Consider the following 12,685-nt stretch of genomic DNA (forward strand, 5'->3'; position numbering starts at 1 on the left):
TCCGTATAAATCTTATCCCACATAACCCAATACCTCCAGATTCACGCCGTGCGCCGCTAAAAATTCATTCGCCTGCATGATGGCGGTGGGACTGCCCATCACCTCGCAGATGGTAAAGCCAAACTTGACACCGCCCACATAATCCATCTGCGACGTAAGAATGCTAAATTCCACGCCGTAAGATTTGCTGGCTTGTGAGAATAGTGGTAAATCGACCGAGTTGCCGCTGAATTCATACTTGACCACAGGGTAAGATTCTTCGTGGGTAGGTGTATCGGTGAGCGTTGCCATGAATTCATCTGGCAGGCCGATATGAAAAGTAGAATTGATGAATGCTTTAGCAAGTTCAGTCCTGGGATTAGCAAAAATTTCACTCACTTGACCTTGCTCGACCAACACGCCGCCATCAATGACAGCCACCCTATCACAGATGCGTTTAACCACGTCCATCTCATGTGTAATCAGCAAGATGGTAATGCCAAGCGTTCTGTTGATCTGTTTTAGCAGTGCTAAGATGGCCTGTGTGGTGGCGGGATCCAGCGCGCTCGTCGCTTCATCGCACAGCAGAACCTTAGGGTCTGATGCTAGTGCGCGTGCGATCGCAACTCGCTGTTTTTGACCGCCTGATAGATTGGCAGGATAGACATCGTGCTTATCCGACAGCCCCACAAGTGCGGTCAATTCATTTACCTTCTTATGTATGTCGGCCTTGGGTGCGCCTGATAGCTCAAGCGGTAGAGCGATGTTATCGAACACCGTGCGCGAGTGCAGCAGATTAAAATGCTGAAAAATCATGCCGATATTACGACGCGCTTTGATGAGTTCGTGCTCGGATAATGCCGTCAAATCCTGTCCGTCTAGTACAACTGTACCTGTGGTGGGACGCTCTAGTAGGTTTACACAGCGGATCAGCGTGCTCTTGCCTGCGCCAGATGAACCAATAATCCCAAAAATCTCCCCTTGGTTGATGGTGAGATCTGTGGGTTGCACGGCGGTGAATTCGATATCCTTGCCGTCTTTTTGGGTGTGAAATACTTTACTGACTTGGGTCAGCTGTATCATGGATGTTGTCATGTGAATGCGATGGTTAAAATAATAAAAAATGTGTTAAATATTGTATTTTAACACATTTTATAAAGAGAATTTATGAAATCATCAATCTAAGCTAGTTGGTGTAATTTTGGATAAAATCATCTATCTGATCGCTTAGAATTTGCCAAAGTTTGTTTTGCGCGTGCAAACTGCCCCAAGCGTTGTGCGGTGTAAAAAACACTCGTGGATGGTCTCTTAGGGCTAATAACGGATCGTCAGCGGAGAATGGTTCAGCCTCGAAGACATCTGAGCCATAGCCTGACAGACTGCCATTGGCGATGGCATGGGCGATGGCATGACTGTCCACCACCGCACCGCGAGCGACGTTAATGATGATGGGGTTTTTTGTCATTTTGGCGATGGTATCTGCATTAATGAGGTGGGCGGTCTCCTCGGTTAGTGGACAATGCAGGCTGATCACATCGGAGGTGGCTAGAACTTCATCAAAATCAGTATAACTGTCATCTCGCGGTGCTCTGCCTTGGCGTTCAGCGAGCAGCACCTTCATGCCAAACGCACGCGCGATGCGAGCGACGTTTTGCCCGATGTTGCCTGCGCCAATGATGCCCAAGGTCTTACCATGTAAATCAAAAATCGGCTCACTCAACAGACAAAACCGCCCATCTGCCTGCCACGTGCCGTCAGTCGCCTGTGTGTGATAAAAAGCAGCGGCGCGCATGACATTAAGCATGAGCATAAAAGTATGCTCTGGCACGCTTACGGTTGAGTAGCCTGCCACATTCATGAGTGTGACACCGCGCTCCTTGCACGCGTCGGCATCGATGTTGTTGATGCCTGTGGCGGTGACGTGGATGAGCTTGAGATTGGGTAGGCGTTCGATGACATCGCGGCTGATGATGACTTTATTGGTGATGATGATGTCAGCATCACGGCAGCGTGCGACGATGACATCGGCGCCATTGGGCGTGCTGTCATGGCGTTCATAATGGCTGACACTGCCAGGTAGGGAAAGGTCGGTTTGACTTGAAAAGGTGTTGGCGTCTAAGAATACAGCTTTCATTGTGTTCTCATGCTGATAAATATTTGCCTTAATATAGCACAATTACCACACCCATGAAGTGCAAATTCTTACCTGAATACAAAATTATCTTATCAATATTGGTTGATGTCGCCCAAATAATGCTTGGCAAAATTGACCACCTTGAAAAGTGCCAACATAGCCACCATCAAAAAGAGGGTGCGAAAATTAAGTTTTTTTAGTAGAATAATAGGTTTTTATTAAAAGTATTAAATCCATCTTTGGATAAATTAAGAGTGTTTTATGAGTCAATTTGCCATTGGTCAGCGTTATTTGTCCGATTCTGAAAGTAATCTTGGGCTTGGAGTTGTCATTGGTATGGATGATCGCTGTGTCTCGGTGTTGTTCCCGCAGTCTGAGGAGACGCGAGTGTATGCCAAAGCATCTGCCATGCTATCTCGTGTGGTGTTCTGCGTCGGGGATACGGTAAGTGACCAAGATGGCAATCGGCATATCGTGGCGCGCTGCGAAGAGGTGTCGGGCGTGATGCGCTATCATCTGACGTGTGGCAAGTCACTCATGGAGACGCGTCTGGCGGCGAATATCACACTTGCCAAGCCATTAGAGCGTCTATTGGCGGGGCGCATCGAGAATAATGAACGCTATGATCTGCGACAAGACGCTCTAAAGCTACAAGCCATGCTGTTTCGCCATCCCTTGCGCGGTCTGATCGGACCGAGAGTGGATATTATTCGCCATCAGTTGTATATCGCTCATGAAGTAGGCAAACGCCTTGCGCCACGTGTTCTTTTGGCGGATGAAGTGGGGCTTGGTAAGACCATCGAGGCGGGGCTGATTATTCACCAGCAGATCATCACTGGTAAGGCGAATCGCGTGCTGATCTTGGTGCCGGACAGCCTGCAATATCAATGGATGATCGAATTAAGACGTCGATTTAATTTGGATTTTGCGATTTTTGATTTGGTGCGTACGGCATCCATCAAAGAGCACAACCCTGACCAAAATGTCTTTGCAACCGAGCAATACATCATCGCAGGCATTGACTTGCTGCTTGACCATCATGACCTATATGAGCAGGCATTCACGGCGGGCTTTGACCTGCTCGTGGTGGATGAGGCGCATCATCTACAATGGGATGAAGAACAAGGCGGCAATGATAAATACGAACTGGTGGCAGATTTTGCAGCGCATACCCAAGGTGTGTTATTACTGACTGCAACGCCAGAACAGCTTGGCGTGGAGAGTCATTTTGCACGTCTAAGACTGCTTGATCCACATCGTTTTGATGATTTGGATGATTTTATTGTAGCTCAAGAGGCCTTTGGGAATGTGGCGATGGTAGCGACTTTGCTCATCGAGGGCAAGGCATTATCTGATAAGCAAATCAATGCCGTGGCAGGATTGCTTGGCTTTGGCGTGGATCAGATCGTAGATATTAATGATAATGACAAACTTCGCACCCACGTTATTAATGAGCTGCTAGATCGACATGGTACGGGTCGTGTGCTGTTTCGTAATACGCGTGACAGCGTGGATGGATTCTATGGGCGTACCAGCATCCCTTATCCGCTGCCGCTGCCGAGCGCATGGCAAGGCACGCATTATATGCATGGTAAGCTACGCGAACAGCTGTGGGGTGAGGAGAATTATCCCGATGGTTCTTGGCTTGAGACCGACCCTAGGGTTAATTGGCTCATCAACCTATTAAAAGAACCCTTAAAGCACAAAAAAGTGCTGCTCATCGCCAGAAGTGGCGCGACTATTGAGAGCCTTGAGGCGGTGTTAAGATTGCATGCTGGGATTCGCACGGCTATCTTTACCGAGCAAATGAGTCTGCTTGAGCGAGATCAGGCGGCGGCGTACTTTGCTGATATTGATGGCGCGCAGATTCTGCTGTGTTCTGAGATTGGCTCAGAGGGGCGTAATTTCCAGTTCGCTCAGGATTTGGTGCTATTCGATCTGCCTGCCAACCCCGATACGTTGGAGCAGCGCATCGGTCGCCTTGATCGCATTGGGCAGATTGCCAAGATTCAGTTGCACGTGCCATTCGTGGTGGGGACTGCCCAAGAACGTCTGTATAATTGGTATGATGGTGCGCTGAATATCTTTAATCAAATCAGCCCAACCGCGCAGAATGTCCAAGAGCATTTCATCGCTGACCTAAAACCACTACTAGAAGGTGAGAACAGCGAAGAGAATCGAGAGGCTTTGGTGAATCTTATCGCCCAAGGGTCGCTGCTGCGCGCCGAACTAGAAGAAGAGCTGCAGGCAGGACGAGATAGGCTGCTTGAATATAATTCCTGCCGTCCGAATGTCGCCAGTCGTATCGCTCAAGCCATGAGTGAGCTTGATGATGGTAAGATTCTGCCGATGTTCCTTGATCGCTACTTTGAGGCGGTGAGCATTGATTATGATGTTCAGCGTGATTATTCTTGGGTGGTGCACCCTATTGATGCGCAAGAGGTGGACATCGAGGGCATTGAATCTTTGCCTTTTGATGAAGATGGCATGACATTAACCTTCGATCGCGCTCAGGCGTTGGCTCGTGAAGACATGGATTACATGACTTATGAGCATCCGCTCATCACCAGCATTCTTGAGATGGTGACGTCTGGCACTTTTGGCAATACGCAAGTTGCCATGTTAAAGTCATCCGCCATGCCTCAGGGTATGATTTTGGTAGAGAGTCATTTTCGCGTGGAGGCGATCGCACCCAAGCATTTGAATTTGGCTGCTTATCTGCCGCAGCAGGTATTAAGAGTGTTCCTAACCGAGCGTGGCGATGATCTGACTAAGGTCGCCACCAGTGATAAGATCATGCCGATCATTGAGCGACTTGATAAAGCTCGAGCCAGACAGGTGGTCAAGGCGCGTGCAGCACTTATCGAGGCGCAAGCCAATAAAGCCAAAGACATCGCACAGGCTCAGCTGTCTGACATCAGCGCGCAGGCGGTGACACAGTTTAGTGATTATCTTAATAAAGAAATCAGCCGCCTAAAACGCCTACAGGCCATCAATCCGAACGTAAGAGATGATGAGATCTTAGCGCTACAGAAGATGCTTGACCAAGGTATTTTGGCATTAGGCAACTTATCGCTCGTTCCTGACAGCATTCGCGTGCTGGTCTGCGTCAAGCCAAATTAACTTAAGCATTTTGAATATTTATAAGGAAAAATCATGCCGCACATCACCGTAGAGCTTAGTCAAGGTGTTAATATTGATGAGGCTGAGCTTCTGTCTAAGCTGAATCATGCCTTATTCGCCACAGGCCAATTCAAAGAAAGTCGAGACATCAAGGGGCGCGTTCATCGCAGCGATGCCAGCTTGATTGGACTTGGTGCAGAAGATGGCGAGCATTTCGTGATTGCGCATCTTGCCATCATGCAAGGGCGCACCGATGAGATTAAGTCGGATTTGGTCTCAGTGGTGATGAACGTGCTACAGCAAGTGGTCAGCCCTAAGCTAACGGGCGTTCAATATGCCGTGAACCTGACTGAGCTGTCTTACGTCTATCAAAAGGCGCTGGTCTGATCGATGCTCAAGAACCGATATTTGTCGGTTCTTGTTTTTATTACGATGTCAAAGATAAGTTCGGTTAAATTTAAAATGGCGCATCACTTTTAATCTGTGTTATAAAGACATCACGCACTCTATGTCACTATCCAAAATGATTAAAAACTAAAAAGGATTTCCATGTCATTTGCCAAGATTTTTACTCGCTCTGTGGTTGGCTTGCACGCGCCATCGGTGTTGGTGGAGGTGCATTTATCACAAGGCATGCCGTCTTTGACCATCGTTGGCTTGCCCGAGGCGGCAGTGCGAGAGAGTAAAGATCGCGTCCGCTCAGCGCTCATTAACAGTGATTATGACTTTCCCAGTCGCCGTCTAACCATTAACCTTGCGCCTGCCGATCTACCAAAAGACGGTTCGCGGTTGGATTTGCCGATAGCGATGGGTATCTTGGCAGCGAGCGGCCAAGTAGACGAAAGTGCGCTTGATGGGTTTGAATTCGTCGGCGAACTGGCGTTAAATGGCGATCTGCGTCCCGTCTCAGGCGCGTTGTCAGTTGCTCGCGCTGTCAAGGTGACAGGGCGAACGCTTATCTTACCCAAAGAGAATGCAGCAGAAGCGGCGCGTGTGGCAGGGGTGAAAGTCATCGGTGCGGACAGCTTGGCTGCGGTATGTCGCCATTTAGATGTGGTAAGCGGTGTTAGCAATAATCAAGCGGATTTAATTGCGCTTAGCGAATCAGTATCCACGACAGCACAGGCAAGCTATAAGCTTGATTTGTCCGATGTGAAAGGACAGTATCACGCAAGGCGCGCGCTTGAGATCGCTGCGGCGGGCGGGCATTCGATGTTATTCAAGGGATCTCCGGGCTCAGGCAAGACGTTGATGGCAAGCCGTCTGCCGAGCATCTTGCCGCCATTGACCGACGATGAGGCCTTAGAGGTGGCAAGTATCTATTCGGTGGCGGGCGTAGCTTATGAATTTGGTGTGCGTCCGTATAGACAATGTCATCACACAATGAGTGCGGTAGCCTTGTCTGGAGGGGGTTCACGCCCAAAACCTGGTGAGATTAGCCTTGCCCATAAAGGCGTTCTCTTCTTAGATGAATTACCCGAGTTCGACCGTAAGACATTGGAGGTCATGCGTCAGCCGATCGAGTCAAAGGAAATCGCCATCAGCCGTGCCAATGCACAAGTGACCTATCCAGCAGAGTTCCAATTGATTGCTGCGATGAACCCCTGTCCATGTGGATATCATGGCGACCCATCCAATCGTTGCCGCTGTAAGCCTGACCAAGTACGTCGTTATCAAGATAAGATATCAGGACCATTGCTTGATCGCATTGACTTACATATCCATGTCCCTGCCATGCCACTAGAAGACTTGCAGAACGCACCACAAGGCGAATCATCGGATGTCGTGCGTGAGCGTGTGATCGGGGCGCGTAATTTTGCGCTAAGGCGTCAAGGTAAGGCTAATAACGAGCTAAGCCCTAGCGAGATTGATATACATATCCCGCTAGGTGCGACACAGAAGCAACTGCTTACCACTGCTCAGTCGCGCCTCAACCTATCGGCACGTAGCTATCACCGAATGCTAAGAGTAGCACGTACCATCGCTGATCTGTCAGGTGCAGAGCGGGTAGGAACATCGCACCTAGCAGAAGCGCTAAGCTATCGCTAATAGCAAGTGCATCAACGATAGGATTCAGAGCTCAATCTTTGATAATAAACGCGACCAAATCTCCAAACTCATCAAACACCGCATCAGGATGGTGATTGGTGATTGGTTCGCCATAATTATAACCATAGCTTAGGGCAAGGGTGGTCATGCCTGCACTCTTGCCCGCTAGGATGTCGTTCTTTGAGTCGCCAACCATGATTGCCTGTGATGGATTAACGCCTAATTTCTCGCAGATGTGCAGTAGTGGCACAGGGTCTGGTTTTTTGACAGGTAGGCTGTCGCCACCAATGACGCAGCTGAATTTATCTTCCCACCCCATCTTTTGTAGTATCTTAGGTAGGAATTGACTTGGCTTATTCGTACAGATGGCAATCTCAAACCCGCAGCTAATTAATCGCTCCAGCCCTTCACTCACGCCATTATAGGCGACCGTACCATCGTGACAATCGGCATACTCCCTTAAAAATACTTCATGCGCATCATTTAACTTATCATTATCTAACCCCGCCCACTCGATCGCACGCGCCACGAGCTTCATAGAGCCATTGCCAATCCAAGTACGTACATGATCGACTCCTGCAGGCGGCTTGCTAAAGTGCGCCAAAGTCTTATCAATCGCGGCTGCCAAGTCTGGTACGCTATCGATGAGTGTACCGTCTAAATCAAAAATAATCAGTGATTTGGCTAATGCGTCTGAATTTTGCATGAATTTTCCTTATTTTCATTTAAATTGAGCAAAAATTTTCTAAAAAAGATTGTAACACAGCCCCGAGATTTTAGGATAATTTTCTAGAAACTGTAACAAATTATGATTTTATGCCAAAATATTACCTTAAATCGCTGTTAAGATAAAATATTTTTGGCTGTTTTCATTGCAAATTTAAAAAATTATCGAAAGAATCAGCATTTTTTTTAAGATTTTCAAAGAATCTTTAAAAAATCTCTCTGATTTGATGGTGCAAAATGTTGCCAAATTTGATTTTTTGGATAAAAAACAGCGCAGTTTTTGAAAATACCAACAAAAAATTGCAAAAATTAGCCGAATGTTTTTAGAGGTGGGCAGATTTTTGCAAAACTTTACATTTCACTCCACAAACACGCACAGTTATTAAGAAATATTTTGTTACTATGACCTCAACACAAAGAGCAAAGCAAAAAAACTCTTTGGGTCATTAAACAAACGACAAAGCAAGCGGTGCTTAACCGCATTTTAGGAGAAGTATATGAAAACTCTAAACAAAGCAATCCTAGCTCTAGGCGCATCATCAGTACTAGCAATGAGCGCAAACGCTGCCATCACTTATGGTTCGGCAGCAGCTGGTCAGCCATACATAGGTGTTAAAGTTGGTCAAATCGACGCCGACAAAGCAAAAAATGCAACTGCCTATGGCGTGTACGCGGGTTATAACTTTGACCAAAACTTCGGTGCTGAAGTAGAGTACATGGGTTCTGAAGATAAGAGCTACACAACTAATGGCGTAGACCGTAAGTTTGATGCCAAAACTTATGGTGCATACGGTACTTATCGTCATAACTTCAACAACACTCCAGTTTATGTAAAAGGTAAATTAGGTATTGCAAAGACTGAAGTAGAAGACCGCCGCGTTGATGGTAACTCTATCATCGAATCAGATAAAATCAGTCTAGCGGGCGGTGCAGCTGTTGGCTTTAATGCAACACCAAACGTAGGTCTTGAAGCTGGTTATAACTACCTAAACAGCGACGCTACCATGTGGGGCGTGGGTGCACACCTAAAATTCTAATCTAACTTAAAATTAGTAGAATAACACATAGAATAGCCGTCCATTTGGGCGGTTGTTTTTTTGTTTAAAATGAAATCGCGGCAGATAAAAAAAACACTCAACCGAAGTTGAGTGTTCTTAAATATGGTGGCGTGGGGCAGGATCGAACTGCCGACACACGGATTTTCAATCCGTTGCTCTACCGACTGAGCTACCGCGCCAAAATTTTGATTAGCTTTATTGGCTAAGTGGTGCGTATTATATATGATTTATAGAACTTTGCAAGCACTTTTTGCACAAATTTGCAAAATTTTTAAAAATTTTTCCATTCTGGGGCAAAAGTACTGATTTTACGATTTTTTTTGGGTATGATAGGGTGTTTTGAGTGGCATGAGACATAAGATGAATCAGTTGAGCGTGAATTTTAATAAATTAGATGCAAATAGGTTGGCGAGTGCGCGTGATTTTGTTTTGGATTGCTTAGCGGCAGATTTTAAGCTGGTCTTTGAACAGGTACGATTGCCAAATCCGTTGGGAGGGGCGTCTGTTTATGCCTTATCAAACGGTGGCAAGCGAGTGCGTCCGCTGCTTGTATTGGCGACTTTTTTGACAGTATGCGAAGAAGGGTTGGATTTGGCAGGTGGGGCGGATTTTAATATGGTGCGCCGTGCCATGCTTGCCATTGAGATGATTCACAGCTATTCTTTGGTTCATGATGACCTGCCGTGCATGGATGATGATGACCTGCGCCGTGGCAAACCGACCTGCCATGTGGTCTATGGTGAGGCTACCGCGATGCTGGTAGGGGATGTGCTACAGTCGCTTGCCTTTGATGTGCTGGGCGGCGATTATTGGGGTGATACGGATGATGTTAAATTCGCCAAACTCACCAAAATTCTAGCATCCAATGCCAGACGAATGGTGGCAGGGCAGCAGGCGGATTTAAATGGTGAACAAAAACAGCTTAACCAAAACGAGCTAGAAGCCATTCACAAGGACAAAACAGGGGCGTTAATCGTGGCGAGTGTTCTTATGGGGGCGGTGTGTGGCGGTACGTCTGATGAACGCATGGCAAGTCTTGGCGAGTATGCACGGCTTATCGGGCTTGCCTATCAAGTGCAGGACGATGTGCTGGATGTGGTGGCAGATACCCAAACGCTGGGCAAAATGGCAGGCAGTGATGAAAAACTGGACAAATCCACCTACGTCAAACTGCTTGGCGTGGACAATGCTCGTGCCTATGCCGACGAGCTCTTTGATAAGGCAAGAGAGCAAGTGGCAGATTTGGGCGATGACAATCTACTTTTGCAAATGGTGGATTGGCTACAAAAAAGAGATCATTAAAAACAGGATTTTGATGTTTGGAAAATATAAAATCGTCAGTTTTGTGATTTAAAAATTGATAACTGATTATAACTGATTATAACTGATTAGAATTTACCCCCACCAATTTCCCCATCGCCTTTGGTACGCCCAGCCCATCACATCCTTTTTGCCAAACGAAATCGGCATGAATGGCGGTTAGGGCGTGGTTGATGTTGTTATAAAGTGTTTTATCAATATTTATATAAACCAATGACAAATGCCAATGAAAATGCGTAAGTGTGTGTCTGATGGTTTTGAGATGATTGATGGCAATGTTTGGCAAATTATCCAAAATTTGACGCTCAGCAAGGCTTAGGCGTTGGGCGTGGGTGTATTTATCGTGCATGGTTTTGGCATGATGTAAATCATGGAGTGCATCGTCTTGTTTGTCATTTATCATCAGCATGGGCAAGGCATACAGTCCGTCCCAAATGCCTGTCCCTGTGTCGCTTTGGCGTTTTATCCATAACAGTTTATCATCATATATCAGAGCAAACACGAGCGAATGGCGGTGGGGTTTGTCCGCCTTTTTGGCTTTGACAGGATAGGCGATGGGATTGCCGTCCTTATGGGCGGTGCAGTCGTCCGATAGCGGGCAAGAGACGCAAGCGGGGCGTGTGCGAGTGCAGACGGTCGCCCCCAAATCCATCATTGCTTGGGCGAACTTACCGCTATCATCTTTGGGCGTGAGTTTATCGGCAAGCTCCCACAGTACCTTGTCGGTGGCGGATTTGGTGATGTCGCCGTCTATGCCTGCCCAGCGTGTCAGCACCCGTTTGACGTTGCCGTCGCATATCACGCCACGCCCACGCACGCCCATCGCCACTATCGCTCCTGCGGTGGAGCGTCCCACGCCACGCACGTTTTGCCATTCGTCCACCGTCTTTGGAAAATGCCCATGCGTGGTGATATAGTCCGCCACTTGCTTTGCCCCTGCGTGTAGATTTCTTGCCCGAGCATAGTAGCCAAGCCCTGCCCATAGGTTTGCCACATCGTCCCAGTCGGCATTTGCCAAATCTTGTACGGTGGGAAATGTATTCATAAACCGCCCAAAATAACCCAAAACAGTGGCGACTTGGGTTTGTTGAAGCATGATTTCAGACAGCCAAACGGCATAAATGTCAGACGTGTCGGCATGATGATATTGCCAAGGCAAGTCATGACGACCGTGCGTGGCAAACCAAGTAAGCAGGCGTGGGGCAAAAGTAGCGTGGTTCATGAGATGACCTTTTTTATCAAAAAAAACCTTCATGGGGATGGTGCGCCAATTTTCATCAGGTGAATGGAAAATTTTTGAAATTTCAATCAGATAAGTCCCATGTTTAGGTGTGAACTTTGGTATAATATCAGGCATGAGACATGTATTTTTTGTGATTGTATTTTTGTTGTTGTCAAGTCATGCGCTGGCGAATGTGGCAAGTGTGCAGGCGAGTGGGTTTTTGCAGGGCTTTAATGATGTTTTTGGCGAGTGTCGTGGGCATTTTTATGATGGTCAGGCACCCATGCTGACCGGCACACGTGGTCAGAACTTGAATAGGGAGTTGGATGCGCTGTGCTTTGAAGGTTTTGCGGTGCTGCATTCTGGCGTGTCGCGTACGCCGCTTTGGTCGGCAGAACGCTTGACCAGAGAGCGTATTCAAAATGCCAGAACCTTGGCGCGGACGGACAGTTTTCGCAGTGAGAGCCGTTTGCCGCATGGCAGACGTGCCGAGCTTTCTGATTATAGTCGCTCTGGGTTCGATCGTGGGCATCTGTCACCTAATGGCGATATGGCAAATGCCAATACACAGTACGAGAGTTTTAGCTTGGCTAACATCGCGCCGCAAAATGGCAAGCACAACCGCAATGTGTGGCGGCACATCGAGACCATCACGCGCAACCTAACCACCAAATATGGCGACGTGTATGTGGTGACGGGCGTGGTTTTTGCCACCAATAAAGTTGAGCGTATCGGCGGACGCGTGCTGGTGCCGAGTCATTTTTTTAAGGCGGTTTATTTGCCAAGTCTGAATCAGGCTGCGGTGTATTATTCTCCCAATGCCGAAAGTCCAAGCTATGAAGTCATCAGCTTAAGCGAGCTGACACGGCGTACCGGTATGAATGTGTTTCCTGCGTTGCCGATCCCTGTGCAGGACTACGCCTATGATCTGCCACGCCCTAAAGAAAAAGGCGAGATCGCACCAACCGGCATTGATATGGATAAGATTGATCTGACGACTGGCAGTGGCTGGCTGCTGCTTGGACTTGAGATTTTTAAATATTTTATTAGCAGCATCAACCAAGCTTAGGAGGA

The 12,685-nt window shown here is 47.5% G+C and carries 10 protein-coding genes and 1 tRNA gene; 6 read left to right on the forward strand and 5 right to left on the reverse strand.

The genetic code is table 11. The annotated features are described in order from the left end of the window. Positions 1-12: 12 nt before the first annotated feature. Positions 13-1,074 (reverse strand): methionine ABC transporter ATP-binding protein MetN, encoded by a 1,062-nt coding sequence (gene metN, locus AAX10_RS01440; RefSeq protein ID WP_275540220.1) that lies wholly within the window; start codon positions 1,072-1,074, stop codon positions 13-15. A 91-nt stretch (positions 1,075-1,165) separates the two neighbouring features. After that, the gene (locus tag AAX10_RS01445; RefSeq protein ID WP_046699645.1) at positions 1,166-2,113 is read right to left on the reverse strand and encodes a D-2-hydroxyacid dehydrogenase; all 948 of its coding nucleotides are present in this window, start codon (positions 2,111-2,113) and stop codon (positions 1,166-1,168) included. Positions 2,114-2,374: 261 nt separating this feature from the next. Between AAX10_RS01445 and rapA the strand changes: the two genes are divergently transcribed. The 3 genes from rapA (at position 2,375) to AAX10_RS01460 (ending at position 7,285) form a co-directional block, all read left to right on the forward strand. Next, positions 2,375-5,236 (forward strand): RNA polymerase-associated protein RapA, encoded by a 2,862-nt coding sequence (gene rapA / locus AAX10_RS01450; protein WP_046699646.1) that lies wholly within the window; start codon positions 2,375-2,377, stop codon positions 5,234-5,236. A 33-nt stretch (positions 5,237-5,269) separates the two neighbouring features. Continuing rightward, positions 5,270-5,623: a 5-carboxymethyl-2-hydroxymuconate Delta-isomerase gene (locus AAX10_RS01455; protein WP_046699647.1), complete on the forward strand. Its 354-nt coding sequence runs from the start codon at positions 5,270-5,272 to the stop codon at positions 5,621-5,623. Positions 5,624-5,785: 162 nt separating this feature from the next. Then, positions 5,786-7,285, forward strand: coding sequence for a YifB family Mg chelatase-like AAA ATPase (locus AAX10_RS01460; RefSeq protein WP_046699648.1), 1,500 nt, complete (start codon positions 5,786-5,788; stop codon positions 7,283-7,285). Positions 7,286-7,316: 31 nt separating this feature from the next. On the opposite strand, the gene AAX10_RS01465 is transcribed toward AAX10_RS01460, so the two are convergent. Continuing rightward, entirely contained in the window at positions 7,317-7,991 is a 675-nt protein-coding gene (locus AAX10_RS01465; protein WP_046699649.1) for a phosphoglycolate phosphatase, read from the reverse strand. A gap of 517 nt (positions 7,992-8,508) precedes the next feature. Here AAX10_RS01465 and AAX10_RS01470 point away from each other — a divergent pair. Beyond that, a complete protein-coding gene (locus AAX10_RS01470) occupies positions 8,509-9,048 on the forward strand; it encodes a porin family protein (RefSeq protein ID WP_046697802.1) in 540 nt (179 codons plus the stop codon). A gap of 124 nt (positions 9,049-9,172) precedes the next feature. Here AAX10_RS01470 and AAX10_RS01475 read toward each other — a convergent pair. Beyond that, positions 9,173-9,248: transfer RNA gene (locus AAX10_RS01475), tRNA-Phe, on the reverse strand. Positions 9,249-9,429: 181 nt separating this feature from the next. Here AAX10_RS01475 and AAX10_RS01480 point away from each other — a divergent pair. Next, positions 9,430-10,371: a polyprenyl synthetase family protein gene (locus tag AAX10_RS01480; protein ID WP_046699650.1), complete on the forward strand. Its 942-nt coding sequence runs from the start codon at positions 9,430-9,432 to the stop codon at positions 10,369-10,371. Positions 10,372-10,447: 76 nt separating this feature from the next. Here the strand turns inward: AAX10_RS01480 and mutY are convergent, their stop codons facing one another. Continuing rightward, positions 10,448-11,611 carry an A/G-specific adenine glycosylase gene (gene mutY, locus AAX10_RS01485; protein WP_226997796.1) on the reverse strand — a complete coding sequence of 388 codons (1,164 nt, stop codon included), beginning with the start codon at positions 11,609-11,611 and terminating at the stop codon, positions 10,448-10,450. A gap of 133 nt (positions 11,612-11,744) precedes the next feature. Between mutY and AAX10_RS01490 the strand changes: the two genes are divergently transcribed. Further along, positions 11,745-12,680 carry a DNA/RNA non-specific endonuclease gene (locus AAX10_RS01490; RefSeq protein WP_080946970.1) on the forward strand — a complete coding sequence of 312 codons (936 nt, stop codon included), beginning with the start codon at positions 11,745-11,747 and terminating at the stop codon, positions 12,678-12,680. The last annotated feature ends 5 nt before the right edge of the window (positions 12,681-12,685 follow it).

Origin of the sequence: Moraxella bovoculi (genome assembly GCF_000988745.2) — a bacterium.
Taxonomy (GTDB): domain Bacteria; phylum Pseudomonadota; class Gammaproteobacteria; order Pseudomonadales; family Moraxellaceae; genus Moraxella; species Moraxella bovoculi.

Bases quoted from the DNA above. Each gene is read 5' to 3' on its own strand.
- metN (WP_275540220.1), bottom strand. From the start codon at position 1,074: ATGACAACATCCATGATACAGCTGACCCAAGTCAGTAAAGTATTTCAC.
- AAX10_RS01445 (WP_046699645.1), bottom strand. From the start codon at position 2,113: ATGAAAGCTGTATTCTTAGACGCCAACACCTTTTCAAGTCAAACCGAC.
- rapA (WP_046699646.1), top strand. From the start codon at position 2,375: ATGAGTCAATTTGCCATTGGTCAGCGTTATTTGTCCGATTCTGAAAGT.
- AAX10_RS01455 (WP_046699647.1), top strand. From the start codon at position 5,270: ATGCCGCACATCACCGTAGAGCTTAGTCAAGGTGTTAATATTGATGAG.
- AAX10_RS01460 (WP_046699648.1), top strand. From the start codon at position 5,786: ATGTCATTTGCCAAGATTTTTACTCGCTCTGTGGTTGGCTTGCACGCG.
- AAX10_RS01465 (WP_046699649.1), bottom strand. From the start codon at position 7,991: ATGCAAAATTCAGACGCATTAGCCAAATCACTGATTATTTTTGATTTA.
- AAX10_RS01470 (WP_046697802.1), top strand. From the start codon at position 8,509: ATGAAAACTCTAAACAAAGCAATCCTAGCTCTAGGCGCATCATCAGTA.
- AAX10_RS01480 (WP_046699650.1), top strand. From the start codon at position 9,430: ATGAATCAGTTGAGCGTGAATTTTAATAAATTAGATGCAAATAGGTTG.
- mutY (WP_226997796.1), bottom strand. From the start codon at position 11,611: ATGAACCACGCTACTTTTGCCCCACGCCTGCTTACTTGGTTTGCCACG.
- AAX10_RS01490 (WP_080946970.1), top strand. From the start codon at position 11,745: ATGAGACATGTATTTTTTGTGATTGTATTTTTGTTGTTGTCAAGTCAT.